The organism is Streptomyces luteogriseus, assembly GCF_014205055.1.
Lineage (GTDB): Bacteria > Actinomycetota > Actinomycetes > Streptomycetales > Streptomycetaceae > Streptomyces > Streptomyces luteogriseus.
This window is the reverse complement of the sequence record NZ_JACHMS010000001.1, coordinates 1,674,043-1,700,995: the sequence shown is the minus strand read 5'-3', so window position 1 is coordinate 1,700,995 and position 26,953 is coordinate 1,674,043. Positions and strand designations below refer to the sequence as shown.

The 26,953-nt window shown below is 71.5% G+C and carries 19 protein-coding genes; 7 read left to right on the top strand and 12 right to left on the bottom strand.

The genetic code is table 11. The features are described from left to right. Positions 1-12 precede the first annotated feature (12 nt). Positions 13-2,097 (bottom strand): autotransporter, encoded by a 2,085-nt coding sequence (locus BJ965_RS07675; protein WP_184907984.1) that lies wholly within the window; start codon positions 2,095-2,097, stop codon positions 13-15. 260 nt (positions 2,098-2,357) lie between these two features. On the opposite strand from BJ965_RS07675, the gene BJ965_RS07670 reads away from it, so the two are divergent. Continuing rightward, positions 2,358-3,479 (top strand): glycoside hydrolase family 43 protein, encoded by a 1,122-nt coding sequence (locus tag BJ965_RS07670; RefSeq protein ID WP_184907983.1) that lies wholly within the window; start codon positions 2,358-2,360, stop codon positions 3,477-3,479. A gap of 1 nt (position 3,480) precedes the next feature. Further along, positions 3,481-4,893: an RICIN domain-containing protein gene (locus tag BJ965_RS07665; protein ID WP_184907982.1), complete on the top strand. Its 1,413-nt coding sequence runs from the start codon at positions 3,481-3,483 to the stop codon at positions 4,891-4,893. A 24-nt stretch (positions 4,894-4,917) separates the two neighbouring features. Here the strand turns inward: BJ965_RS07665 and BJ965_RS07660 are convergent, their stop codons facing one another. Beyond that, positions 4,918-6,582, bottom strand: coding sequence for a rhamnogalacturonan lyase B N-terminal domain-containing protein (locus tag BJ965_RS07660; protein WP_184907981.1), 1,665 nt, complete (start codon positions 6,580-6,582; stop codon positions 4,918-4,920). A gap of 191 nt (positions 6,583-6,773) precedes the next feature. On the opposite strand from BJ965_RS07660, the gene BJ965_RS07655 reads away from it, so the two are divergent. The 3 genes from BJ965_RS07655 to BJ965_RS07645 all read left to right on the top strand — a co-directional run bounded on the left by BJ965_RS07655 (position 6,774) and on the right by BJ965_RS07645 (position 10,526). Next, positions 6,774-7,817 carry a rhamnogalacturonan acetylesterase gene (locus BJ965_RS07655; RefSeq protein ID WP_184907980.1) on the top strand — a complete coding sequence of 348 codons (1,044 nt, stop codon included), beginning with the start codon at positions 6,774-6,776 and terminating at the stop codon, positions 7,815-7,817. A gap of 79 nt (positions 7,818-7,896) precedes the next feature. After that, entirely contained in the window at positions 7,897-9,579 is a 1,683-nt protein-coding gene (locus BJ965_RS07650; RefSeq protein ID WP_184907979.1) for a DUF2264 domain-containing protein, read from the top strand. Positions 9,580-9,677: 98 nt separating this feature from the next. Beyond that, the gene (locus BJ965_RS07645; RefSeq protein WP_184907978.1) at positions 9,678-10,526 is read left to right on the top strand and encodes an isocitrate lyase/PEP mutase family protein; all 849 of its coding nucleotides are present in this window, start codon (positions 9,678-9,680) and stop codon (positions 10,524-10,526) included. Here the strand turns inward: BJ965_RS07645 and BJ965_RS07640 are convergent. The 5 genes from BJ965_RS07640 to BJ965_RS07620 form a co-directional block, all read right to left on the bottom strand. Continuing rightward, the gene (locus tag BJ965_RS07640; RefSeq protein WP_184907977.1) at positions 10,523-11,518 is read right to left on the bottom strand and encodes a phosphotransferase enzyme family protein; all 996 of its coding nucleotides are present in this window, start codon (positions 11,516-11,518) and stop codon (positions 10,523-10,525) included. The genes BJ965_RS07645 and BJ965_RS07640 overlap by 4 nt on opposite strands. Then, complete coding sequence (locus BJ965_RS07635) at positions 11,493-12,101, bottom strand: TetR-like C-terminal domain-containing protein (RefSeq protein WP_184907976.1); 609 nt, start codon at positions 12,099-12,101, stop codon at positions 11,493-11,495. The genes BJ965_RS07640 and BJ965_RS07635 overlap by 26 nt, the downstream gene beginning before the upstream one ends. Positions 12,102-12,113: 12 nt before the next feature. Further along, a complete protein-coding gene (locus BJ965_RS07630; RefSeq protein WP_184907975.1) occupies positions 12,114-16,208 on the bottom strand; it encodes a caspase family protein in 4,095 nt (1,364 codons plus the stop codon). Beyond that, complete coding sequence (locus BJ965_RS07625) at positions 16,205-17,065, bottom strand: alpha/beta hydrolase (protein WP_184907974.1); 861 nt, start codon at positions 17,063-17,065, stop codon at positions 16,205-16,207. The genes BJ965_RS07630 and BJ965_RS07625 overlap by 4 nt, the downstream gene beginning before the upstream one ends. Positions 17,066-17,176: 111 nt before the next feature. Beyond that, entirely contained in the window at positions 17,177-18,496 is a 1,320-nt protein-coding gene (locus BJ965_RS07620; protein ID WP_184907973.1) for a jacalin-like lectin, read from the bottom strand. Between the two features lie 170 nt (positions 18,497-18,666). On the opposite strand from BJ965_RS07620, the gene BJ965_RS39195 reads away from it, so the two are divergent. Both BJ965_RS39195 and BJ965_RS07610 read left to right on the top strand, forming a co-directional pair. Beyond that, the gene (locus BJ965_RS39195; protein ID WP_246548639.1) at positions 18,667-19,062 is read left to right on the top strand and encodes a hypothetical protein; all 396 of its coding nucleotides are present in this window, start codon (positions 18,667-18,669) and stop codon (positions 19,060-19,062) included. A gap of 393 nt (positions 19,063-19,455) precedes the next feature. After that, positions 19,456-20,772: an MFS transporter gene (locus BJ965_RS07610; protein WP_184907972.1), complete on the top strand. Its 1,317-nt coding sequence runs from the start codon at positions 19,456-19,458 to the stop codon at positions 20,770-20,772. Between the two features lie 12 nt (positions 20,773-20,784). On the opposite strand, the gene BJ965_RS07605 is transcribed toward BJ965_RS07610, so the two are convergent. From BJ965_RS07605 to BJ965_RS07585, 5 genes are all read right to left on the bottom strand, one after another. Continuing rightward, complete coding sequence (locus tag BJ965_RS07605) at positions 20,785-21,348, bottom strand: hypothetical protein (RefSeq protein ID WP_184907971.1); 564 nt, start codon at positions 21,346-21,348, stop codon at positions 20,785-20,787. Continuing rightward, complete coding sequence (locus BJ965_RS07600) at positions 21,345-22,151, bottom strand: ABC transporter permease (protein WP_184907970.1); 807 nt, start codon at positions 22,149-22,151, stop codon at positions 21,345-21,347. Before BJ965_RS07600 ends, BJ965_RS07605 begins: the two co-directional genes overlap by 4 nt. 1 nt (position 22,152) lies before the next feature. Continuing rightward, a complete protein-coding gene (locus BJ965_RS07595) occupies positions 22,153-22,956 on the bottom strand; it encodes an ABC-2 family transporter protein (protein WP_184907969.1) in 804 nt (267 codons plus the stop codon). A 1-nt stretch (position 22,957) separates the two neighbouring features. Further along, positions 22,958-23,953: an ABC transporter ATP-binding protein gene (locus tag BJ965_RS07590; RefSeq protein WP_184907968.1), complete on the bottom strand. Its 996-nt coding sequence runs from the start codon at positions 23,951-23,953 to the stop codon at positions 22,958-22,960. A 125-nt stretch (positions 23,954-24,078) separates the two neighbouring features. Continuing rightward, complete coding sequence (locus BJ965_RS07585; RefSeq protein ID WP_184907967.1) at positions 24,079-26,952, bottom strand: glycoside hydrolase family 2 TIM barrel-domain containing protein; 2,874 nt, start codon at positions 26,950-26,952, stop codon at positions 24,079-24,081. Position 26,953 lies beyond the last annotated feature (1 nt).

Below are 26,953 nucleotides of genomic sequence, written 5' to 3'. Positions count from 1 at the left end.
GGACCGGCCGGATCACTGCCGCGGGCGGCCCGCATGCCGCCCGCCCCGCCTCCGTCGCGTCGCCACCGGTACCGCGAGGCTGATGATCAGGGCGGAGCCGAGGGCGTAGGGCCACCAGCCGAAACCGAGGTGGGGGGACGCACCGGCGCTGCGGGAGGTCACCGCGGGGGGCGCGGAGGGGGCGGGGGAGGGGCGGGGAGCGCGATCGGTGGCGAGGACGACGTCGTTGCCGTCGCCGCCCCGGTAGGTGAGACGGTAGGTGGTGTCGGCCAGTCTGAGGCGGGCGCCCTCCTTCAGGCCGGTGAAGGTTCCCGACGTGCGGGCCTCGCCCCTGTGGTCCAGCACCATGATCTCGGCGGCGTCCCGGGGCGCGGCCGAGACGTCGAGGTCCCCGGCCAGCCGGACCCGGCCCGTCACGGTCAGCGGCTCCTTCCGCAGGACCAGTGAGCCTTTCGGGCTCTGCGTGTAGGGGCCGTTGACGGTGAGGCCCGTCGTGACCGTGCCACCGTTGGTGACCGCGCCGCTCACCGTGCCCTTGCCGGTCAGTGTCGTCGCCACCCGCAGGCCCGTCCGGCCCGCGTCCAGTTCCGCCCCGGCCGAGGTGAGCCGGATCGCCTTGCTGCGGGTGAGGGTGGCCCCGCCGCGCAGCGCCAGCGTGCCCGTGGAGACCGTGGTCGGCCCGGTGTACGTCACCGCCCCGCCCGTCAGGGTCGTGGTGGCGGTGCCCGACTGGGTGAGGGAGCCGCCACCGGCGATGCGGGAGAGGGTGAGGGGCCTGGTCGTGTTGCGCAGGACCAGCGCGCCGTTGTTGACGAGCCGGTAGTGGGCGCCGCCCGTGTACAGGCCGCCGTCGCCGCCCCGTCTGCCGCTGCCCAGGCGCAGGACCGCGCCCTTCTCCACCGTCGTGGAGCCGTCGTAGTGCTGTACGGCCGCGAAGGTCACGTCGTTGCCGGGCGTGCCCGCGATGACGACGTCACCGGCGCCGGGGGCCGACAGGGTGTCGTGGAATCTGCCGCCGCCGATGGGGGCCCCGAGCGTCACCGGGCCGTTGTAGTCGAAGGTGAGTTGGGAGCGCTCGCGGGCCGCCAGCAGGTTGATGTAAACGGTCTCCGCCGTACCCGGCATGAAGATCCGGTCGGTCGTGCCGTCGCCCCACCGGACGTTCGCGCCCTTGATGTTGGTGCCGCGCTTGTTGACGTTCTTGCGGGCGGGAGTCCAGTTGAGGGCCGGGTCGCTGAGCGAGGGGTCGGTGTCGCCGCCCCGGTCCGACCAGCTGTACTGGCCGGTCAGGACCACCTCGCCGCCCGGCCGGGACTGGACGTTGATGTCGCTGCCGTACTCGCGCTGGTAGAAGTCCATGCCCATCGTGACGGTCCGGCCCAGCGGGGTGTCGACCGTCCAGGTGCCCTGGTTGAGGATCTTGCGGACGCGCGGCAGCGAGGTCGCGTACTCGGGGCGCCCGGCGTTCGCCTGCGTGCCGTTGTCGATCACCCCGGAGAAGGAGTGGGTGCCCGGCACGTCCCATGTGCCCCACAGGAACCTGGGCTGTGTGATCAGGCCCGAACCGCTGATGGTGCCCAGGGTGTAGGCGCTCCTGAGGGAGAGGCGGAGGGTGCCGTCGACCCGGATGTTGTCCTGGTTGAGGCGGAACGCCGGGGTGTCGTACGGGAAGTGGCCGATCAGGCCGGTCGTGCCGCCGTCGCCGTACTGGAGCGTCGCCCCGCGCTCGACGGTGACCGCCGGAGGGTCGGGACGGCTGACCGTCACGTAGGGGTGGTTGCCGCCCGCCGTCCGCACCCGTTGCCGCTGTCGGGCCCGGGGGAGCGTGAAGTCGCTGTCCCTGGTCAGGATCAGCGTCCCGCTGCCGCGCACCGTGAGCGTGCCCTCGCCGCGGAACACGCCGTCGTACGTCGTCGTCCCGGGCGGCACGGTGACGACCGTGTCGCCGCCGAGCGTCACGTCCCGGCCGGCCAGCACCTCGGCCGTGACGTCCCGGGCGCCGGCGGCCACCACCGGGGAAGCGGTGACGGTGACCAGGGACGCGACCGCCGCGAGGACGCCCGCGGCCGCTGCTGTGGTGTGGATCAGGCTGCGCACATGACCGGAGACGGCTCATGGCTGCGCCGATAACAGAAAATTGGCGCTCGCTGTTTCCGAAAAAGGGCGAAGCGCAGTCGTCACCGACCCCGGCGGGTTCCTCACCGAGCCGGACGTGTTCGTCCCGTCAGACCCGTTGACCTCCACGTGTCACCCCCTTACCTTTTCGGCGTTCGTAATGACAGATGGTGTTCGAGATATCAGACGTCGTATGCGACGACGACGCCGTGTGTCCCCCAGTGAGAGGCAGGCCCCACCGCATGAGCCGCGACCGCGACCACGCTCTGCCCGAACCCCCCAGCCGCAGAATGCTGTTGAAGGGCGCCGCAGCCGCCGGCGCCCTGGCCGCCGTCCCCGCCCTCCCCGGCGTCGCAGAGGCGGCGCCCCGGGGAGGAGCCGCTGCCGGAACAACCGCCGGGCACCCGAAGCCGGCCCCCTTCGTGAACCCCCTGGTCCGCAACCGTGCCGATCCCCACATCAACCGGCACAAGGACGGTTTCTACTACTTCACCGCCACCGCCCCCGAGTACGACCGCATCATCCTGCGCCGCTCCCGCACCCTGCGCGGCCTCGGCACGGCGGACGAGTCCGTCATCTGGCGCGCCCACGCCACCGGCCCCATGGGCGCCCACATCTGGGCGCCCGAACTGCACCGCATCGGCGGCAAGTGGTACATCTACTTCGCCTCCGCGCCCGCCGAGGACGTCTGGGCGATCCGCATATGGGTGCTGGAGAACGCCCACCCCAACCCGTTCAAGGGCACCTGGGTGGAAAGGGGCCAGGTCAAGACGGCCTGGGAAACCTTCTCCCTGGACGCCACCACCTTCACCCACCGGGGCAAGCGCTACCTCGCCTGGGCCCAGCACGAGCCCGGCCTGGACAACAACACGGGCATCTTCCTCTCGGAGATGGCCGACCCCTGGACCCTGAAGGGCCCGCAGGTGCGGCTCTCCACCCCGGAGTACGACTGGGAGTGCATCGGCTTCAAGGTCAACGAGGGCCCGTACGTCCTCAAGCGCAACGGCCGCCTCTTCATGACGTACTCGGCCAGCGCCACCGACTTCAACTACTGCATGGGCCTGCTGACCGCCGACGCCGACAGCCATCTCCTGGACCCGACGAGCTGGTCCAAGTCGCCGACCCCGGTCTTCACCAGCAACGACACGTCCAAGCAGTACGGCCCCGGCCACAACTGCTTCACGGTCGCCGAGGACGGCCGCACCGACGTCCTCGTCTACCACGCCCGGCAGTACAAGGAGATCAACGGCGACCCGTTGAACGATCCCAACCGCCACACCCGCGTCCAGAAGCTCGGCTGGAAGCGCGACGGCACCCCCGACTTCGGCGTCCCGGTCGCCGACACGGCAACGGCAGGTGGCTGACGTGAGACGTGCCTACGCCGCCCTTCTCGCCCTGTGCCTCGCACTGTTCGGCGCCCTCGCCACCGCCGGCCCCGCCCAGGCCGCGCCCCAGAAGATCACCAACGGCACCCAGTTCACGGACACCTCCGGCAACCCCGTCCACGCGCACGGCGGCGGAGTCCTCAAAGTGGGCTCCTACTACTACTGGTTCGGCGAGCACCGCAACGCCGACAACACCTTCCGGTACGTCGACGCCTACCGTTCGACCGACCTGAAGAACTGGGAGTTCCGCAACCACGTCCTCACCGAGGCCAGTGATCCGGAGCTCGCGACCGCCAACATCGAGCGGCCGAAGGTGATGTACAACGCCTCCACCGGCACGTTCGTGATGTGGATGCACAAGGAGAACGGCACCGACTACAGCGAGGCTCGCGCGGCCGTCGCCGTCTCCGACACCGTCGACGGCGACTACACCTGGAAGGGCAGCTTCCGCCCGCTCGGCCAGCACATGTCCCGCGACATCACGGTCTTCACCGACACGGACGGCGCCGGCTACATGATCTCCGCCGCCCGCGAGAACTACGACCTCCAGATCTACCGCCTCACCGCCGACTACACCGGCATCGCGAGCCTGGTCGCCAACCCCTGGCCCGGCGGCCACCGCGAGGCCCCGGCGCTGTTCAAGCGGGGCGGCGTCTACTTCATGCTGACCTCGGGCGCCACCGGCTGGAACCCCAACCAGCAGCAGTACGCCACCGCCACCAGCATCGCCGGTCCCTGGACGGCCATGAAGAACATCGGCGACTCGACGGCGTACGGCTCACAGACCGCGTTCGTCCTGCCCGTGCAGGGCACCTCGGGCACGTCGTACCTCTACCTGGGCGACCGCTGGGGCAACTCCTTCGGCGGGACGGTCAACGACTCCCGGTACGTGTGGCTGCCGCTGACCTTCGCCAACTCGACCACGATGTCCATGGCCTGGTCACCCGAGGTCACGATCGACACGGCCGCCGGGACCGTCACCGGTACCGCCGCCACGTACAACACCCTGATCGCCCGTCACTCCTCCAAGTGCGCGGACGTCACAAGCCAGTCGCTCTGGCCGGGCGCTCAGATCAAGCAGTACGACTGCAACGGCGGCGCCAACCAGAAGTACTGGTTCAAGTCCGTCGGAAGCGGTTACTACCAGCTGATGGTCAGGAACAGCAGCCAGTGCGTGCAGGAGAACGCGAGCACCGTCACGCAGGAGAACTGCGCCGCCTCCGCGACGAACCAGCAGTGGTCGCTGACCACCACCGGTTCGTACGTGAAGGTCACCTCCCGCGCGAGCGGCGAGTGCCTCGACGTGAACGGCGCGTCCACCGCCAACGGCGCCGCGCTCATCACGTACACGTGCAACGGAGGCACCAACCAGCAGTGGACGCGCGGGACATGACGACGCGGGCGGTCCGGGGGACGCTCAGGCCAGCAGGTCGATCGCGTCGACCGCCGTCCCCGCGCTGAGGAACCCGCTCGCCCCCGACCCGCTCACCACGTCGATCCTGAGCACGTTGTACTGACTCGTGTCCGTCCTCCAGGCGGACGCCGGGATGCTGTACGTGAACGTGTGGTTGTTGCCGCGGTAGGAACCGTTGGTCAGCGACCGGGTGTCCGGCTGGGCGGGCGGGGCGGGGATCGCCGAGGTCCAGGCGTCGTTGACGGTGAGCTGGGGCCGGCCGTTGGCGTACGCCGTCGTCACCCCGATGCGCAGGGTGTGCGCGGCGGCCGCCCGGGCCGCCGTCAGCTTGAAGTACACCAGGATCCCGCTGTTGACGTCCTTCCAGAGGTAGCAGGGGAAGGCCGCCGTCTCGCCGTTGCCGACGACCACGTTCCCGGTCCAGGACGCGGCCCGGGTGTCGGACGGATGCGCGTACGTCATCAGGTCCGCGTTCTTGAACCCGCCCGGCGTGCCGTTCCAGTCGCCGATCCGCCAGATCGCGGCCGCGTTCGACGGGTCGTTGGAGGACGGGATCGCGATCGTGTTCAGGGTCGTCGTGCCGCCCGCCGACACGCTCACCGACGTGGTGTACACCGCGAGCTCGCCCTTGTACACGGTCAGCGTGTACGTCCCGGGCAGCACACCGGAAAGGGAGAACCAGCCGTCCGAGGAACGCGCCGGACCCCAGTACTGCGCCGACGGGTTGGCGAGCCCGACGGTGTACGGGTACGCCGTGTTCCGCCCGGAGATCCCGACGCCCGCCACCTTGCCCCGCCCGCTCGCCGGCACGTACCCCGCGATGCCGAGCGAGTCGGCCCAGGGCGTCGTCAGCGTGCCCGCGTACAGCGCCGAGGAGGGCGCCCCGCCGTCCGTGAAGGCGATGACGTACGGCCCCTGGAGGCCGAAGCGCTGCGACTCGGTCTGGTTCTGGCCGTAGTGGAGGATCTCGTAGAGCCCCCCGCCGTCCGCGCTCTGGTGGCGCAGCAGGGAGCGGTAGAAGGGACCGCCGGCGGCCTTCTCGTGGTTGCTGCGCACCATCCACAGGCCGACGCCGCCGGCGGACCAGCCGATGTGGGCGTAGTCCATGACGCGCAGCTTGGAGTAGTGCTTGGAGCGGGTCTGGCCGTCGGACTTCCGGAAGACGTCCGAGGCCTCGATGGTGGTGGGCGCGTAGGTGTAGGAGTCGGGCTCGTCGTTGAGGAAGGCGCCCTTTCGCACCCGCACGATGTACCGGCTCGCGGTGACGGACGTGTCGGCCTTGTTCGTCCACAGGTAGACGTTGTTCTCGCCGCTGCGGGCCGCGTAGTAGTGCCTCAGCGTGCCGTGCGTGACGGAGATCAGGATCGTCGTACCGGACTGCTTGATGCTCACGGTGGAGGCGCCGAGGCCGGACTCGATGTGCGAGTTCATGCCGCCGTAGCCCTGGTACTCCGTGCCCCGGTAGACCAGGGAGGTCAGGTCGCCGGTGGACTTGGCGACCTTGAAGACGAGCTGGGCGCCGGTGTCGACGACGTAGTTCGCGCCGTCGTCGGTCCAGCCGAAACCCGCCGCGTGCGCCGGGCGGGCGAGGGCCGCGCCGACGGCACCGGCCGTGGCGGCGAGGACGACCGCGCGGCGGCCGACCGGTCTGTTCGTGGCTCCGGGCATGGGGGGTGCCTCCTGCGAAAGGTGGGGGGAGTGCGGTGGGAGCGAGAGTGACAGTTGAATCGATTTCGCGAAAGGGCTTTCACCCGCGCCGGGCCGTAGATCTGGTGAATGCTGTTCGGGGTCTAGAAAGCGCTTGTCCGGAGCGGTACGGTCCCCGTCCAGGTCTTGTCGTGTGCCGGGAGGAGCCTGGAGTGAGACGTTTCAGCATCGCCGTCGTCGCGGCGGTGACCCTGGGGACCGCGTTGTCGTCCGTTCCCGCCCACGCGGGTGCGGGGAGCGGGGGCCGGGGCCTCGCGCACTGCACCGCCGACACCTGCCACTTCGACGTTCCGCCGGGCACGTACGACGTGCGGGTCGTGGTCGGCGGAAAGACAGCGTCCGCCACGAGCATCAGCGGCGAGAGCCGCCGGTCCCTGCTCCCCGAGACAGCCGCACCGGCGGGTGAGCGGATCACCCGCAGTTTCACGGTGAACGTCCGCACTCCCGAGGGCGAGCCCACCGGCCCCGAGGGGACCAACGGCCTCGACCTGAGGATCGGCGGCACCGCCCCAGCCCTGGCCGGGATCGAGGTCAAGCGGGCCCGGCACGCCCGTCAGATCTTCCTGGTCGGCGACTCCACCGTCTGCGACCAGCCCGGCGATCCGTACTCCGGCTGGGGCCAGCAGCTGCCGCAGTACCTCCGCAAGGGCGTCTCCGTCGCCAACTACGCCGATTCCGGGGAGAGTACGGTCACGTATCTGGGGAACCCGCAGCTGTGGGCCACCGTACGGCCCCTGATCCGCCCCGGCGATGCGGTCCTGGTCCAGCTCGCCCACAACGACAAGACCACGGACGAGGCCACCTACCGGGCCAACCTGGAAGCGCTGGTCGCGGGCGTCCGGGAGCGGGGCGGACAGCCGGTCCTTGTCACTCCCATCGTGCGGCGCTGGTTCAACCCCGACGGCACGCTGAACAACGGAACCGCGCTCCTGGTCAACGGCCTCGGTGTCGACCACCCGGCCGTCATCCGCTCGGTCGCCGCCGCGCGGGACGTCCCGCTGATCGACCTCACGGCGAAGACCAAGGCGCTGGTGGAGTCCCTCGGCGTGGAAGGCTCCAAGGCGCTGTACCTCACCAACGAGGCGCGGGACAACACGCACACGTCGGTGCGCGGTGCGACGGCCTACGCGGGCTTGGTCCGCGACGAACTCGTCACCCGGCATCTGGTGCCGAAGGGCACCGTGCGGGTGGGATGAACCCCTGGGGCGCCCCGACCGGAACCGGGGCGCTCCAGGTCTGATCCGTATCCACCGGCCCGAGCACGAAAGACAACCGATGCAGCTGCCTCCCGCTGACCGCACGACGTCCCCGTTCACCGGCTACACCCGCGCCCACTGGGAGGCGGCGGCCGACTCCCTGCTGGCCGCAGTCGAGCCGTACGCGACCGAGGACCGCGCGCTGTACCACCTGCCCGGCGACCGGGCCGGCTGGTCGGGCCGCCTCTCCGACGGCCTGGAAGGCTACGCCCGCACCCTGCTGCTCGCCGCCTTCCGCCGTGACGAGAAGTCCCTGGAACGCTATGCGACCGGCCTGGCCGCCGGCGTCTCGGGCGTCTGGCCCCGCATCGAGGACCGCAGCCAGCCCCTGGTGGAGGCGGCCTCCATCGCCCTGGCCCTGCGCCTCACGCGGGACCTGCTCTGGGACCGCCTGGACGACGGCGTACGCCGGCGGACGGCCGCCTGGCTGGCCGACGCGCTCACGGCCGAGCCCTGGCCCTGCAACTGGGAGCTGTTCCCGGTCATGGTGGGCGGCTTCCTCGCCGAAATCGGTTACGAGCCGGACGCCGCCCGCGCGGCCGTCGACCGCGGCCTGGAACGCATCGAGCAGTGGTACGTCGGCGAGGGCTGGTACACCGACGGCGACGGCCGCAAGTACGACTACTACAACGGCTGGGCGATGCACCTCTACCCGGTGCTGCACGCCTGGCTGGAGCAGGACGAGCGCCTGCTGGCGCTGTACGGCGACCGCCTCTCCCGGCACCTCTCGGACTACGCCCGCCTCTTCGGCGGCGACGGCGCCCCCATGCACCAGGGCCGCTCGCTGACCTACCGCTTCGCCACGACGGCCCCGCTGTGGCTGGGCGCGCTGACCGGCCGTACGCCCCTGCCCTCCGGCGAGACCCGGCGGCTGGCCTCGGGCGCGCTGAAGTACTTCCTGGACCGGGGCGCGGTGGACGACCGGGGCCTGCTGTCCCTCGGCTGGCACGGCCCTGACGAGTCCGTCCTCCAGGGCTATTCGGGCCCGGCCTCCCCGTACTGGGCGAGCAAGGGCTTCCTCGGTCTGCTCCTGCCCCCGGACCACGAGGTCTGGACGGCACCGGAGGAGGCCGCCCCCGCCGAACGCGCGGACCGCGTCACCCCCGTCGGCCCTCCCAACTGGCTCCTGCAGTCCACCCGTTCCGACGGCGTGGTCCGCCTCCACAACCACGGCAGCGAGGACGTCCGCTACGACCCGTACTACACGCGGCTGGCGTACTCCACGGTGACGACACCCTCGGACGCGTACGACAACAGCGTCCTGGTCGACGGCGACCCGAGCCGCACCGGCATCGAACCGCTCGGTGTGGGCGACGGCTGGGCGGCGTCCCGGCACACCGCCGGCGGGGGAGCGCGGGTGACGAGCGTGGTGCTGGTGCGCGGAGCGGTGGAGGTGCGGGCGCATCTGGTCGCGGGGGCGGCGCCGGGCACGGCGGTCCGGGTGACCGGGTGGAGCGCACCGGACGGTGCCCGGGCCGAACTGCTGCCCGCCGTGGGCCTCGACGAGGACCTCACCGGCGTCACCACCGGGGACAGCACCTTGTTCGTCGCCCTGGCCCGGCTCACCGCCGAGGCGGACCCCGATCCGCTGGCGGAAACGGTCGCCGTAACCGCGTCCGGGCAGCGGGAACTGACGGTCCGCTGGAGCGAGGGGCCCGGCGTACGGGTCCGGCTGGACGGGTCCGGCGTGCACGTCGACTGAGGGCTGCGGCCCTCGGGCCCTCCTCACGCCGCCTCCGGTTCGCCGGCGGCCGCCGTACTTCGGTCCGCGCCGAAGCGAGCCGGGCCTAGCGTGGCGGTATGACCGCAGATCCGCAGCAGACACCGTCCGGCCGGGCCGCCACCGCCTTCGCCGGCCTGCACCGAGCCGGGGAGCCCCTGCTCCTGCCCAACGCCTGGGACCACGCGTCCGCCCGGGCCCTCGCGGGGCAGGGGTTCCGGGCGATCGGGACCACGAGCCTGGGCGTCGCCGCGGCCGCCGGTCTCCCCGACGGGGCGGCGGCGACCCGGGCGGAGACGCTGCGGCTGGCCACGGCCCTGGGGTCCGAGCCCATCCTGCTGTCCGTCGACGCGGAGGGCGGGTTCAGCGACGACCCGGACGAAGTGGCGGAGTTCGCGCGGGAGTTGTACGCCGTCGGAGTCATCGGCGTCAACCTCGAGGACGGCCTCGGACCGGCCGCCCGGCACGCGGCGAAGATCGCGGCGGTCAAGCGGGCCGCGCCCGGCCTGTTCGTCAACGCCCGCACCGACACCCACTGGCTGGGCGACGGTGACGGCACGCTCGCACGCCTCGACGTCTACCGACAGGCGGGCGCGGACGGCGTGTTCGTGCCCGGCCTCACCGACCTGCGCGGCATCGAGGCCCTGGTGCGCCGCCTGGACGTGCCCCTCAACGTCCTCTACTCACCCGGCGGCCCGACCGTAGCCCATCTCGCCGACGTCGGCGTACGCCGCGTCAGCCTCGGCTCGCTGCTGTTCCGGCGGGCCCTGGGCGCGGCCCTGGAGGCGGTGGCGGACCTCCGCGCGGGCCGGACACCGGCGGGTCCGACACCGTCGTACGACGAGGTGGCGGGGCTCGCCGCGCCGGGTGGCGCGCCCGGCCACACCCCAGCCGGCCGCGTCACCAAATTGCCGGGACAGGACACCTAGGGAGTGTCGAGCGCGGCGACCAGCAGGGAGACGGCGGCGAGGTCGGGCACGGCGCGCAGGCAGAGCACGGCCTGCCGGGCCGCGAACTCCCGCTGCGCGGCGGTCACGGCGGGGTCGACGGAGGTCTCGGCCTGCACGTGGATGTAGTTCAGGGCCGTGGCGAAGAGCATCGAGAAGGACTCCGGGCCGGTGAGGACGGCTCGGCCGCCGGCCTCGCGGTAGGCCCGGGCCAGACGCCGTGCGGAGGCGATGTCCACGTCGTTGCCGCCGCACCAGACGAAGACGGCGCGGGCGAACTCCCGTTCCGCACAGACGGGGCCGGCATTGTCCCAGTCGAGGAGAACCGGCCCGTCGCGGCCGACCAGGACGTTCTGGGGCTGGAGGTCGAGGTGGGAGGTCACCAGGCCGCCCGGCGCCGACGGGGTCACCCAGTGGGCCAGCGCAGGCGCGGTCGTGGCGATGAACCGGTCCAGCTCCTGCGACCACGGCAGGCCGGCGTCGCGCACCTTCTTGAGGACGGCCTCCCAGCCGGCGTCGTCGGGGCACCGCTCGTACCAGTCGACCGGGGTCTCCACGGCTCCCTCACCGGCCTGGTGGAGCAGGGCCATGGTCCGGCCGAACCAGTCCAGGACGTCAGGATCGCCGGGGTCCGCCCGGTCGCCATCGATCCAGTCGTACAGCTTCACCCAGGTTCCGCCGCCCGGGGAGTCGAGGCGGGAGACGTGCGCGCCGTGCCGGTCGGGGTGAAGACGCGGCGAGGCGATGCCCAGGCCGGCCGCGAGATCCCGTAACGCCGCCTCGCGGGCGACCTGGGCCTCGTCGCAGCCGAAGAGGAGTTCCTTCACGGCGTAGGAGCAACCGTTTCCGGAGAGTTTCCAGATCTGGCCGAGGGCGCCGCGGGTGACGGGCGTCATCGTCCACGGGCCGCTGCCCAGGGAGTGGAGCTCGGCTATGACACCGGCGGTGTCAACGGATCGGGTGGGTTCGGCCATCGGGTGTCCTCTTCTCGCTCGGCCAGTTCCGCAGCAGTACGTGCAGGGCGTCGATCGCCCTGTCCCAGGAGACCTGCACGGCACGGGGCGCGCCGAAGGCGCCGGTGGACTCCAGGGCGCAGTAGCCGTGGAAGGTACTGCGCAGCAGGCGCACGGCGTCGGTGAGGTCGGGTTCCTCCAGGCCGTAGGCGCGGAGCATGCCGTAGGTGACGTCGGCCGTGCGGCGCATCGCGGGGGAATCGGTGACGAGCTCCGGGTCGATCCGCAGCTGTGTCGCCGCGTACCGGCCCGGGTGCTCCAGGGCGTAGGCCCGGTAGGCGGCGGCGAAGGCGGCCAGCGTGTCCCGGCCGGCCGCCCGTCCCTCGACCGCCGCCGCGATCCGGTCGATCATCTCGCCACCGGCGAGGAGGGCCATGCGGATCCGCAGGTCCCGCAGGCCGCGGACGTGGGTGTACAGACTCGCGTCCTTCACCCCGAAGCGACGGGCCAGGGCGGAGAGGGTGACCCCCTCGACCCCGACCTCGTCGGCGAGATCGGCCGCGGCCGCGACGAGGCGCTCGGGGGTGAGACCGGCTCTGGGCATGGGGGCTGGGGGTTACCTCTCGAAGAGGGCCATGTCGTTGGCGAAACAGAGGATGAGCTGGTTGTCGACGACGGTGGCCGCGGTGATGGCCAGGGGAATGCCGACGGTGTGCGTGCACTCGCCGGTACGGAGGTTCCACAGTCGGGCGGTGTGGTCCTCCGCGGCGGTCAGGGCGTGGGGCTTGCCGTCGACGGTGACACTGCGGACCACCTTGACCGGGGCGGTGTGCCCGGTGAGGCGGAGGACGGTCTCTCCGGTGTGGAGATCCCACAGATGCACGGTGTGATCGTAGCTGCCGGTGAGCAGGTGGGGGCGGTTGTCGAGCATGGTGCGGCACATCGCCTCCACGGAGGAGGTGTGCCCCGTGAGAACGCGGACGCACCGTCCGCTTTCGAAGTCCCACATGCGTACTTCGGGGTCGTAGGCGGTCGTGAGAGCGTACGGGCGATCGTCGACGACCACGCCTACGATGGCCTCGATGGCACGGTCTCCGATGTCCAGGTTCCGAGAACACTGTCCCGTGCTCAGATCCCAGAGCTCGACGGATCGTTCGTAGGAGGCCGTGACCAGATGGGGGCGGCAGTCCATAGTGAGGAGGTCCCCGGCGAGCAGTTCGCCGGTTCCTCCGCTGAAGCTGCGGACGCGCTCTCCCGTTCGAACGTCCCAGAGGTGCATGATGCCGTCGGCGTCGAGGGTGAGGGCGTGGGGTCGATCGTCGATGACGACGCAGTCGACGGCATCGCCACGCTCCAGGAGCGGTAACGCGTCGACGCACTCACCGGCGTCGATGTCCCACAGACGGGCGGACCCGTCGTAGCTGCCCGTCAGGACGTGGGGGCGATCGTCCAGCACGACTTCCGTGATGTCGGTGATCCAGTCGGTGTGCCACTCGCAGGACGGGACCGCGTGGGTGCTGGTCAGATCCCAGAGGCGGAGGGTGCCGTCGAACCCGGTCGAGATGGCGTGTGGGTGCCCGTCCAGATCCGAGTCGCAGAGCGAGTGCACGAAGTTGGTGTGCCCGATGAGGACCAGTTTGCATTCCCCGGTCCGGAGGTCCCACAGGCGCACCGATTCGTCGTCACCGCCGGTGAGAGCGTGAGGCTGGCCGTCGATGACGATGCCGCGGACGGCGCGCACGGCAAGGGTGTGTCCCGTGAACGAGCGGACCTGCCGTCCGGTGGTCAGGTCCCAGAGGTGCATGTGTGTGCCGCTCGCGGCGAGGACGTGGGCGCGACCGTCGAGGGTCGAACAGCAGGTCGGGCCGTCGAGTTGGCCGAGCGAGCGGGTGCGCACTCCGGTGTGGAGGTCCCACACCGCCGCGTGCCCGAGGTGGTCACGGACGAAGACGTGAGGCCGGCCGTCGATGGTGACGCCGCGGACCGACGCGGTGGTGTTCGCTGTCTCGATCACCAGCCTGCACTCCCCGGTGCTGAGGTCCCAGAGGCGCACCGTGTGGTCCTCGCCGCCGGTCAGGGCGTGTGGACGGCCGTCGAAGTCCATACTCGCCACCGTCTGGACGGCTGCGGAGTGGCCGGTAAGAGTGCGGACGGGCTCGCCGGTGTGCAGGTCCCAGAGGCCTATGGTCCCCTTCTGGTCGCCGACCAGAGCGTGGGGATGGTTGTCCAGCGTGAGCCCGCAGGCGGCCCTGGGCGCACCCGGTTCCTCCAGCGTGAGGGTGCACTCACCGGTCCGGAGATCCCACAGTTCCACCCTCGTGCCGCCCCGGGTGAGCACGTGAGGACGGTTGCCGATACTAACTCCGTCCAGCGCGAACACGGAGGGTCTGCCCACAGCAACCGTCCGCCGATGGGCCGGATGCACCAGCGCTCCGGTGGCCCAGCGCACCTTCCACTCCCGCCCCAGGGCGAACCGCTGCGACAACTCCCGCCACCTGTACCGCGCCGCGTCCACCGACAGCACGTCCCGCCGGTTGTCGACCGGCAGCCGCGGCAGCAGATGCGCTGACGTCCGATAGACCGACGCGAGCCGCCGCCCCCGCTCACTGTCCGCGGAGTCCAGCGCGCGGAGCAGTGAAGCCGGATGCGCGTGGACCAGATACTCCGTGTCGGTGACCAACCGGTCGAGGTCACCTCCCGCCGCCGCGTGGCTCGCCAGGTGCGTGAGGATGTATGGATGGGCTGTCGCCCAGTCCCGCTCCCCGTTGATGGGATCGGCCGGGACCAGTCCGGCCAACCCCGTCGCGACGGCCCGGTGATGCTCCGCCGCGCGGCTCGGCACCCGCAGATACTCCGCCATCGTCTCGTGGTAGAGCCGGTACACCGACCCGGTACCGTGGTCCGACTCCGTGATGTACGACCCGGCGTTCTCGAACAGCCAGTCGAGGTCGTCGTTGGTGCACGCCGTGCCCGACAGTGCCTCGGCCAGGGGTGCCCAGACTGTCGACCACGGCAGTCCCTCGCCCTGCGCGTACGCCAGCGGCCGCAACAGGCGGACGACCCGCTGTCGTCCCTCCCCGAAACGGTCCAGGTAGGCCGCGAACGCCTCGCGTGCGTCGCCCGGCAGGGACCGCTCCCAGCCGTCCACCGTCGTGTCGACCATCTCCTGCCGGTGCACCAGCGCCCGTGCGTTCATCCGGGCCACGAGGAAGGAGCGGCCGGCCTGGGCGGCGATGCCGGAGGCGACCGCCCGGGCCGCCTCCGGATCACCCCTGTACGGGGACAGGCTGTCCGGGTCGTGCGCGTCCAGCAGGATCGCGTGCGCGTACTCCGTCACCGCCTCGCGCGCGTGCTCGTCGGCGTCCAGGTCGATGACCTCGATCGCGTGACCGAGAGCGGAGATCAGGTTCCGGCGCGTGCCGATCAGCAGGCGCACCGCCGGCATGGCCGACAGCGGCTGGAGCAGCTCGCGCGCGATACGGCGCCCCTCCGACTGGTCGCCCGCGGTGCCGGCCTCGTCGAGGGCATCGATCACGATGGTGACCGGGTCCGAGCGTTCACCCAGAGCCTCGAGGAGTTCGTCACGCCCCGCATCCGGCAGGGCGAGGGCCGCTCCGAGGTCGCGGACCAGGTCCGCACCCGTGACGCGGCGCGCCCACAGGCGTACGACGTCCATGCCGAGCGGGGGCAGCCAGCCAGCGCCCGGATGCGTGGTGCGGGCCGGGTGCTCCGCTTCGGTCAGTTCCAGGAAGCGGCCCAGCAGCGCGGACTTGCCGGAGCCGGGATCGCCGGTGACGACCCTGGCCTTGCGGTCGTGCGGAGCCCCGAGCCAGCCCGCAAGGGAGGACAGCGCGGGCACCCTGCCCGTGAAGTAGCTGCCCCGCTCGCCAGCGTGCTCTAGGCCTCTTCCTCGCGGGCCGTAATGGCCCTCGTGGCGCTTGTGCAACTGCGCAAGAACGGCGAGGTCCAGCCCGTCCCGGTCCGCTGCCGGTATATACAGCCTGTTGTCGAAGAACGGGTCCTGACCGGCGCTGTCGATGACGGAGTGACTCGCATGCTGGGTCGGGGAGTCGAGCAGCTCGTTGATCCGCGCAGTCACCTCACGCACACTCAGGTACCGCTGCGACGGCCCTGCCTGGGGCTTCGCCAGCACCCTGGCCAGGGCATCGACGAACTTGTTCTCCTTCGCCTGCTCCTTCCCCCGGGCCGCCGCGAGCACCGCGCGCTGGGCACTGCCGCGACGCCGGTCGGTGAGCTGGGCCGCGAGGGTCGCGACGCTCTCCGTGCCAGCGCTCGCGAAGCAGGTGTCGAGGACGACCAGCAGATGGCCGACGTCGCTCTGCACCAAGGGCTCGGCGAAGTCGTCGCTCTTGACCGCCGTCGAGGACCACAGGCCGGGCCGGTGGTTCGCACACAGCAGATAGTGCTTCGGGCCGTTCTTCTGTCCGTGGCCCGCGAAGTAGACCACGATGACGTCCTGGGGTCCGAGCCCCGTCTCGAGCGCCCACTCGTCGAGCCCTTCGACCAGCGCGTTGCGGGACGGGTTGCGGGACAGGTCCGCCAAGGCGCGGGTGTAGCCCATGGGGGCGAGCAACGCCGCCACCTGGTCCGCGTCCGCCACCGCCCCCGGCAGGTCCGGAATGCCGGAGTCCTTGTACGTGCCGACCCCGACCGAGATCAGAAACCGCCGTCCGGCCCTCGAGTCGGTCACCCCAACCCCTCCGCGATCACCCGGCCCGTCTTCTGGGCCGTCAGGTAGCGCAGCAGACTGTGGGGCTTCAGGCCGTTGTCGAGCAGTTCGTCGGTCACCGCGCCGAAGCGGGGCGCGAGTTCGTGGACGACCGCCACCATGTCGCCCGGGTCGGTGAGGTTCGTCCAACGTCGGATGCCGCCGGGCCACGCCCCCGTGCCGTTCTCGGGCAGGGGGCTCAGCCGGTTGAAGATCAGGGACAGGCCGAGCGGCGAGCCGACCGTCACGAAGTCGGTGACCGGCCACTCGGGGTGCTCGCACAGGGCCTCGTACGCCACGACCGAGCCCAGCGAGTGCGCGACGACCACGCGTGTGTCGGGGCCGATCTCCTCCGCCACCCGCGCCCGGGCTTCCTGCCAGACGACAGGCTCGTTCATGTACCGTCGCACCTGCTTCAGGGCGAACACCATCATGCGGTCCGAGTACGTGCCGAAGAACCGGGACCCCGACAGCGCGTCCAGCGCGGAGCGGACCCGCTGGGACAGCAGCCGTCCCGTGCCGGGGATCGCGCGGGTGCCCGGCTCGTCCGGGGCCGTCACCGCCGGGTCCGCGCCTGCGGCAGCCTCCCACCAGGCGGTGAGCAACTCCGCCTCGAAACCGTCCTCGACGTCGTGCTCGTCCCAGGGCGGCACACCAAGGTTGCGGGTGCCCTCCTCGAAGAAGACGTTGCCGTAGAACGCGCAGGCGATGTCCTCGTCGAGCCGCAGCCCGGATCCGTGCCGTACGCCGTCGCGCAGGGCCGGGACAACGTCCCGACCCATCAGCGCCGATCCAGACCACTCGTGCCCGATCCCGTGCACCACCACGACACGTGCCATCGCCCGATCCCCCCGGTGTCCATCGGCGCATTTGCGTCAGCGCAGTTCAGAGGGATCGAGCGTAGTACGGGACAGGGGCGGGCGAGGCCGGTTGCTGTCGGTCCGCCCCGCTCAGCGGATCGGCGCGTACACCACCCCCAGCTTGTCCAGCTCGTCACCCGCGCGGCCCGTGAAGCCCACGATCTGCCGGCCGGCCGGGGCCGTGAAGGTCTTCGCGTCGGACGTGACCGTGCCGGCGGACAGGGTGCGGTCGCGGTCCGTCGTGAACGCCGCCGAGAACAGGCGGGTACGGCCGTCCTTCTGGCCCTGGGTCAGCTTGACCGAGGTCAGGTGCTCACCCGCGGCCAGGGTCAGGGAGGCCGCGGTGCCGCCCGTGCCGCCGTGGGTGAGGGTCGTGCCGCCGTCGTGGGTGAGGGACACGGCGTCCAGGCGGGCGCCGCCGCGCAGGGTGAGCGTGCGCGGAGACGGGGTGGACGGCAGGTCGTCCGCGTCGTTGAAGGCCGTGCCGTGCGGGCCGCCGAAGAAGTCGCTCGCGCGCAGCGACGGGTCGAGCGTGTAGGAGAAGTCGACCGCGTGCGGGAAGTGGTCGGAGAGGTTGCCGCCCGCGGGGTCCAGGAAGGACGCCCACGCGTTGCCGTAACGGGTCGCGTTCAGGCTCAGCAGTCTGCTGCCGCGGTAGAGGACCTTGTCCACGACCTCGCAGTCGTCCGGCGGTGCCGTGGTGGGGCAGACGAGCGCGGCACCGCCCTGGGCCGGGGGCGTCCCGCCCTTCACGCGCTGGACCCATGCGTCGGTCAGGCCGTTCTCGCTCACGAGCGTGCGGATGTTGTCGCCGGAGCGCGTGTACCGCGTGTTGGTGTCGCCCATGACGATCACCGCGTTGCCGGACGAGTTCGCCTGGATGAAGTCGGAGAGCTGCTCGACGTTGGCGCGGCGGGCGGCGAGCGCGTCGTCGGTGTCGTCCGCGTTGGTGTGCACGTTGTAGAGGTCAAGGAAGGCACCCTCGGCGAGCCGGACCCGCGCCAGGGAGAAGCCCTTCGGCGTGAGGCAGTTGGTGCCGGTGCACTTGTTCCACTTCACGCGCTGGAAGTCCTCGAAGGGATGGTCCGAGAGGGTGTTGAGGCCGTCTCCGAACGGGACGCCGCCGCTGGTCGCGGTGCGGTGAGGGTGGTCGTCGCCCGCGTACAGGGCGGCGTGGTAGTTGAAGTCCTCCTGCACGTTGACGATGTCGTACGCCCCGAGGCGCGGCGAGATCAGCGGAGTGTTCTTCGCCGGGTTGCCCGAACTCAGGCCCTCGGGGAGGCCCGCGACGTTGTAGGTGAGGACGGTGAAGGAGCCGGAGTCCGCCGCGGCGGCGGGTGTCGCGCTGGTGGTGGCCAGGCCCGTGACGGCCAGGGCGGCGGCCACGACGGTGCCGATCAGTCTCTTCATGGGGGGTGTCTCCGGTCGGAGAGGCGAGGGGGAAAGAAGTTGAACGGTGCTCAGGTTCGAGGGCAACGCCCTTGGTGCGCAAGGGGAACAGCGCGAACAGTGGGAGACGTCCTGGCGTCAGGAGTGACGGAGCAGGTCCAGATCCGTGCCCCAGGAGTCGAGGACTCGCCGTGTCCGGCGTCGCGCGCCGTCCTCTCGACGACCGTCCCGGCCCGGGCCACCTGGCCGCCGCCGAGACCGTCCCGCACGCCCTGGAGGTGCTGTTCGTCCTGCACCGCCGCGTCCGGCCGTACAACAAGTACCTGCGCTGGGAACTGGAACGGCGGCCGCTGGGCGACCCCGCGAGAGCGCGGACCGTCTCCTGCCGGTCCTGCGACGCATCCTGGGCGACGGCGACCCGGCCACCCAGCGCGCGCTCTTCACTGGATCCGGGCCGGCCGGGCATGCCGCGCGTGCGGAACTCCGCCAGCTCGATGACCACGAGGTCGAGGTGGGCGGAGCGGAACCGGTCCAGCCCGGCGAGTTCGGAGGCCTGCCCGTCCCGGAGGATCACGTGCAGGTCGTAGTCGGAGTGGCCGGTCGGCATGTCCTCGTGGACCTGCGAGCCGCCGAGGACCAGCCCGGCGACCGCGGGATCCCCGGCCGCCCGTGCCGTGAAGGCCGCCAGTGTGTCTTCAGGAGAGCTGCCCGAGGTGAGGTGCACGGTGATCTCTCCCTGCGGAAGATGCGATGACGTTCGGAAGACGCGACGACGCTCCGAACCCGCGGGAACGGCAGCCGGGACCGCCGGAGCGTGGGAACGTCCGCGGTGCGGGTTCGTCGCGCAGGGCTGCGGTGTCCGGGACGCCGCGGGAGAGATCAGCTCACGGGGCGGACGCCACCTCGCCCGCGCCTTTGGCCGGTACCGCTTTTCGCCCCCGGCCGTAGGGTTGCCGTGCATCGGCGACGGGGGAGGTTGCATGACGCACGGGGCAGCACGGCGCGCGGACGAACCGGGCGGCGAGCCCGGCAGCGAGCCCGGCGGCGGGCCCTCGGACGCGGCCGTCGAGGCCGGCGGTGGCTTACGCGGCGCCCGCCCGCTGTGGCGGCAGCGCGACTTCGGGATCTTCTGGGCGGCCCAGACCCTCTCCGTTCTCGGTGACTCCTTCGCGCTGATCGCTCTGCCCCTGCTGGTGCTCGAGGCCACCGGCTCGGTCGCCCGGATGGGGCTGCTGACCGCGGTGGGCGGTGCGGCCTCCGTCGTGGCGGCGGTGTTCGCCGGGGCGGTCGTGGACCGGGTGGACCGCCGCCGGCTGCTCATCGCCTGCGATCTGGTGCGCATGGGGCTGTACGGGGTGATCCCGCTGGTGTGGCTGTTCGGGCCGCGGATCTGGCTGCTGTACGCGGTGCTGCCGCTGTGCGAGGCCGTCGGCATGCTGTTCGCGGTCGGCTATGTCACGGTCGTGCGCACCCTGGTCGGTACCGGGCAACTCACGGAGGCCAATGGACGGTTGAACGCGACGGCCGCCGCGGCGGGTGTCCTCGGGCCGCTGTGCGCGGGGCTGGTCGCCGCCTGGTCCGGGCCGGCCGCGGCCGTCGGCGTGGACGCGGCCAGTTTCGGGGTGTCGGCGATGTGCCTGTTCTTCGTACGGTTCCGCGCCCGCACCCCGGACGAACAGCCGGGCGGCCGCACCGGACTGTGGCACGACCTCCGCACCGGAATCGCCTTCCTCTACGGCCACCCCGTGCTGCGCTCGCTCACCGTCCTGCTGTTCGTCTTCAGCTTCCTCACCCTCGGCCTCAACGACCTGGTCATCTACCACCTCAAGTACGACCTCGGGCATGACGACGGCACCGTCGGCACCGTCATGGCGGCCGGTGCACTCGGCACCATCGCCGGCGCCCTGCTCGTGGCCGGGATCCGCCGCCGCCTCGGCTTCGGGCCGACGTGGACCTGCTCGGTCGCGGGCTGCGGCCTGGCGTTCGCCGGTCTCGGCTGGGCGCGTGACGTGCCGGTCGTCGCGGCCCTGAGCGCCGTCTTCCTCGCCTGTGCCGCCATGGGAGGCACCTGCTCGATGTCGCTCCGCCAGGAAGTGACCCCGGAACACCTCCTGGGCCGGGTCACCTCCGCCTTCTGGACCCTTCACTACGCGGCGGCCCCCGTCGGCGCCGCCGTCCTCACCTGGGCCGCCGAGGAACAGGGCACGGCCCCGGTCGCCCTGGCGGCCGGAGCGATGTGCGTCCTGCTCGCGGTGACGGCCCTGCTCACACCGATCCGCGGGGCCGGCAGACCCTGACCCGGCCGCGGCTCACCCGCGGTCGCAGCCGTCCCGCAGCGCTGCCAGCGCGTCCCAGGCCGCCCCGGGCTCCTCCCGGGGGAAGACCACCGGAGCGAAGCCGGGCCCGAACACGACGTATCCCTCCGCCAGGAACGACAGGGCGCCCCACTCCTCTCGCCGGTGGGCCCGGGCCAGCACCCGCTCGCAGGGCGCGCACACGATCCACGGAACGAGCACCGACGCGGCGAGCGGGTGCTCCGGCAGGACGAACCCGGCGGGCCGCGTCTCCTCCGCCCCGTCCTGGAGCACACGCAGCCGACCGGCCTCCTCACCGACATGGGGCAGGGACGTGATCCGTGTGCCGAGCCAGTCCCACTCGCCCCACTGCTCGGCCATCACCGCGAGTTCGGCGCGGGCCGGCTCCTCGATGCGCGTGCCCCGTCCGAGCAGCCGGTCGACCAGCAGCTCCAGACCGGCCTCCTGCTCCCCGATGTCCCAGCAGTCCTGTACCTCCTCGCGGTCCCCGGGCGCCGAGAGCAGCCCGGCCAGCCGGCTCCACACGACGGCCTCGGCGGCGTACTCCTGCGCGCTCATCCGTTGATCCCGCTGTAGTGGCGCAGGCTCCAGTTCCACAGCATCCGCGCCGCCAGGTACGCCAGCAGCCCGAGCAGCGGTGAGGCCGCCGCGAGCCAGTACGGGACTCCCGTCGAGTGGCCGTGGCCCGTCAGGACCGCTGCCGGGAAGTAGGCGACGAACGCGAGCGGCAGGCCGTAGGTCAGGAATCCGCCCACCGCCTTGGGCAGCACGTTCAGGGGGTAGCTGCCGAAGGTGCCGAGGAGTTCCTCCAGCCAGCGGCCCCACATGTCGGCGGCCGGGAAGCGCAGGGACGCACTGGCCACGACCGTGAACAGGGCGGCCTCCAGCAGCATGCCGCCGAGGACGGCCGCGACCAGGTAGGTGATCCGGCCCGTCGTCCAGTCCAGGTCGCTGCGGGCGAGCGCGCCCACCATCAGGCCGGCCGCCACGGTCAGGTCCCCGATGGCGTTGGTCGGGAAGAACGCCAGCTGGATCTGGCGGTGCACGGGCATGGGGCGCATCAGGTAGATGTCGACGCGGCCTTCCTGGATCTGCCGGCCGGCCCAGTGCATGCGTCCCAGGAACAGCACGAACAGCCCGTGCGCCAGCATCCGCGTCGCCGGGATCAGCAGCACGTCGGAGCTGTCCCAGCCGCCCATGCCGGCGAACCGCGACAGCAGCACCGTGGCGAACACGATCACCGACACCTGCCAGATCGCGCCGATCGCGATCATCAGCAGGAACTCGGTGCGGTACTCCAGCTGCGCGCGGAAGTTGAGCGCGGTCACGCGCCACACGATCCGCAGAGCCTTCAACGACATCTCAGCCTCCCTGCGAGATCACGCGCCGGGCGGCCCGCCGCCACAGCAACCGGGTGAACAACGCCAGCGCCACGACCCATACGGCCTGCACGGAGAGCTGGAACGCCGCGTCGGACAGCGGAATCCGGCCCACGTACAGCGACAACGGCACGCTCAGCGTGGCCTGGAAGGGGAGGAACGCGCTCATCGTCACGAACCAGTCCGGGAAGAACCACAGCGGCGCGTACACCCCGGACAGCAGGTTCTGCGCGAACAGCAGGATGAGCATCGCCGCGGTGTTGCGGACCGTCCAGAAGCACAACTGGTCGAGCATGAGCATGACGTAGTACAGGACCCACTGGCCGAGCAGCATGCTGAGCGCGAACACCCCGGCCACCGCGGGCGATCCGGGCGGCTCGACGACACCGGCGGCCAGGCAGATCAGGTACCCCGTCAACGCCCAGGCCAGCCCGTACAGCTGCTCTCCGGCGGCCCGCAGGGCGTAGTAGCGCTGCGGCGGAAGCGGCCGCAGGTACCAGTACACGATGGTGCCGAAGTGCATGTGCTGCAGGACGGTGTCCCGGCCCGCGTACTGGTCCAGCTCCCGCAGCCGGGAGGCAAGTACGGCCAGCACGGCGTACGTGACCGCCTGGTCGCGGCTCAGCCCCGCGGTCGTGCCGGTCTGCGCGTACAGCCCCCTCCACAGCGACCAGACCAGCACCACCTGCACGGCCAGCCGCAGGGCGACGGCGGTCATCCGGGGCGGTGCGTTCAGTTCGCCGAGCGGGGTGACCCGGGCGGCGCGCCAGGCGTGGAGCACGGCCACGTCAGACCTCCCCGGCATGCGCGTACGCGGCCCGCATCACGTCCTCGAGGTCCGCCTCGTCCAGGGCGATGTCCGTCACCTCGAACCGCTCGATCACCGCCTTCAGCGCCTGTTGGACGGTGGGCGCGTCCGGTCCGTCGGGGCCGAGGACGATCTGCCCGCCGGTGTGCCGCAGCAGCGTGGTGCCCGGCGGCGGGACGACCTCGGTGTGCGGATCGGCCAGCGTGGCCCGCACCTGCCAGGTCGAGCCGAACTTCCGGCGGATCTCGTCGAGCGAGCCGTCCAGCATCAGCCGGCCGTGGTTGACCAGCACCACCCGCTCGGCGAGCCGCTCGACCTCCGTCATGTCGTGCGTGGTCAGCAGCACCGTACGGCCGCGCTGCTCCACCTGGTGCCGCAGGAACTCCCGCACCTGCTCCTTCACCACCACGTCCATGCCGATGGTCGGCTCGTCCAGGAACACCACCGGCGGGTCGTGCAGCAGGGCGGCCGCGAGATCGCTGCGCACCCGCTGACCGAGCGAGAGGTGGCGGACCCGGGTGTCCCAGAACGACGACAGCTCCAGGATGTCGTCGAACTCCGCCAGCCGGGCGGCGTGTTCGGCCCTGGGAACCTCGTAGATGTCCCGCAGGATCGCGAACGACTCGCGCACCGGCAGGTCCCACCACAACTGGGTGCGCTGCCCGAACACCGCGCCCACGTTCCGGGCGTTGCGCTCCCGCTCCCGGTACGGCACCACGCCCGCCACCCGGGCCTCGCCCGACGTGGGGGTGAGGATGCCGGTGAGGATCTTGATGGTGGTGGACTTGCCGGCGCCGTTCGGGCCGAGCAGGGCGAGGAGTTCACCCTCGGCCACGTCGAAGGTGATGTCCGAGACGGCGTGCTTGGCCACCCGCTCGGGGTTGACCAGGGAACGGACGGCGCCCGCGAAGCCGGGGCGGCGGACGGTGGTGTGGAAGGTGCGGGACAACCCGCGGACCTCGATGGCGACACTCAACGGACCCACCAACTCCCTTGCGGCGAACACAGCAGCGGCCGGTCGGCACGAGGGCCGACCGGCCACGGATGACATCCCGACACTCTCGGAATGTCGATCAATCGGTCAATCGATTAATCGTCTTCTTACCTGGTGGTCGAGAACACGAACGAGAACTCCGCCGGTTCCGCCTTCAGGAAGTACTGCGGCAGCGGGCCGGGGCCGCAGGACTGTGAGCCGATGCCGTGCTGCCCGTGGTCGAGGTTGACCCACACGGTGTCGCCGGCCGTGAGGTCGGTGCGGTGCCTGGCCGCGTCCAGCTGCTCGGTCGTCCAGCGCCGCGCCGTGAACCAGAACTCCGGGTCGCCCTCGATCCTGAGGCCGCCGAGCTCCACCCAGCGGACGTCGCCCCGGGCACCGTTCTCCTGCGGACGGACGTACGGCGTCTGCAGCCCGTCCACCGTGGACTGCCAGCGGCCGACCATGGACGCCTTGCCGGTGTCCGGGTACGCCTCGCCGGGACCGCCGCCGAACCACTCCACCCGGTCCGCCTCCGCCAGCCCGAAGCGGACTCCGAGCCGGGGCAGCGGCACCGTCCAGTCGCCCTGCGGCGTCACGGACACGGTCAGCCGCAGCCGCTCGCCGTCGGACGTCCAGCGGTACACCGTCTCCAGACCCACCTCGCGGGCGGCCGGTGCCACCCGGGTGCGGACCGTCAGCGCGTCGTCGCCCGCCTCGACCGAGACCAGGCGGTGCCGCATCCGGTGCAGGCCGAGCGTGCGCCACAGCGTCCCGTAGCGGGTGTCGGTCTGCCACTCGGCGCCGTCGTCGTTGTCGGTCGGCGCCCGCCACACGTCCAGCCGCGGCGTCGCACCGACCTCCACTCCGCCGATCGAGAGCAGCGCACCGGTGCGGGCGTCGAACCCGGCCGGGCCGAGCGTGATCCGGTCCCCGTCCGGCACGGGCCGGTCGGTCGCCGGGAAGGACGGCAGTGGCCGTGCCCCCACCGCGAACTGGCCCCAGGCCACCACATGGCCCTTCGCGGCCCAGGACGTGTCGTCCGCGAGCAGCGCGCGCACCGTCCACTGCCGCTCGCCGCCCCGGCCGTCCACGGGCGGCTCCGGCAGCTTCACCTCGGCGCTCTCGCCCGGTGCGAGCACCGGCACCGCGAGCGAACCCGACTCGACGGTCTCGCCGTCCACCTGGCACGACCACTCGAAGGCCAGCGCCGACAGGTCCGCGAAGTCCTGCTTGTTGGTGACCCGCACGATGCCGTTCGCGCCGTCGCCCTCGATGTGGACCGGCTCGATGACCTTCTTGTACTCGATCAGGCCCGGCGACGGCGTCCGGTCCGGGAAGACCAGCCCGTCGCACACGAAGTTGCCGTCGTGCAGCTCCTCGCCGAAGTCCCCGCCGTAGGCGTAACCCAGCTCGGCGTGCCGGACGCCGTGGTCGATCCACTCCCAGACGAAGGCGCCCTGGAGCCGCTCGTACTTCTCGAACAGCTCCTGGTAGTCGGCGAGTCCACCCGGTCCGTTGCCCATCGCGTGCGCGTACTCGCACTGGATGAAGGGCAGCTCACGACGCTTGCGCGTGCCGCCGTCCAGGCCCTGGCCGATCTTCTCGACCTCGTCGTGGAAGGCGTACATCCGCGAGTACACGTCCGTGTCGCGGCAGTTCCAGTCGCCCTCGTAGTGCACCAGCCGCTCGGGGTCGCGGTCGTGGATCCACTCGGCCATGGCGGTGAGCCCGCGGCCGGTGCCGGCCTCGTTGCCCAGCGACCAGAACACGATCGACGGGTGGTTCTTGTCCCGTTCGACCATGCGCGCCGCGCGGTCCAGCAGGGCCGGGGTCCAGCGGTCGTCGTCGACGGGGTTGTCCCGCCAGTCCTGCTCGGTGAAGCCGTGGGTCTCCAGGTCGCACTCGTCGATGACCCACAGGCCGTACTCGTCGCACAGGTCCAGGAAGGCCGGGTGCGGCGGGTAGTGCGAGGTGCGTACGGCGTTGAGGTTGTGCCGCTTCATCAGCAGCACGTCCTCGCGCATGGTCTCCAGGTCGAGCGCGCGGCCGTGCTCGGGGTGCCACTCGTGCCGGTTGACACCCTTGAAGAGCACGGCCTTGCCGTTGACCTTGATCAGCCCGTCCTCGAGGACGACCGTACGGAAACCGATCCGCAGCGGCACCCGCTCCCCGTCCGTGACCAGCACACCGTCGTAGAGCTTCGGCGTCTCGGCGGTCCACGGATCGACCGCGGCCGTCACCGGCTCACCGGTCGCGACATCGATGTCCAGGGCCGGCACGGTCACCCGGCCGTCGACGTCGGAGTCGACGCGCAGGGTGCCCTCACCGGTGGTGTGGTCGTAGGAGGCGTGCACGAAGAAGTCGCCCGCGCTGCCGGACGGGCGGTGCAGCAGCGTCACGTCGCGGAAGATGCCGGGCAGCCACCACTGGTCCTGGTCCTCCAGGTACGACCCCGCCGACCACTGGTGCACGCGCACGGCGAGCACATTGGAGCCCGGCCTCAGCAGCTCACCGACCGCGAACTCGTGCGGCAGCCGGGAGCCCTTGAACTCGCCGAGCTCCGTGCCGTTCAGCCAGACGCGGGCGCAGGACTCGACCCCGTCGAAGCGCAGCACCGCCCCGCCGTCCGACGGCCAGTCGTGCGGCAGGTCGAAGACGCGCAGATGGTCACCGGTGGGGTTCTCCGTCGGGACGTACGGCGGGTCCACCGGGAAGGGGTAGAGATGGTTGGTGTAGATCGGGGAGCCGAACGCCCCGTCGCCCTGGAGGACCCAGTGCCCGGGGACCGTGACCTCGGCCCAGTTCCCGGCGTCGTAGCCCTCCTCGGCGAACGAGTCGTCCTCGGCACCGGCGGAGGCCGAGAGCCGGAAACGCCAGCTGCCGTTCAGCGACAGGGACCGCGCGTCCGAGGACGCGTACCAGGCGCGGGGCGGCAGGGCCCCGCTGCCCGGGGAGACGTCCTCGACGTAGTCGACGGATGGGGTCGTGCGGAAAGACATC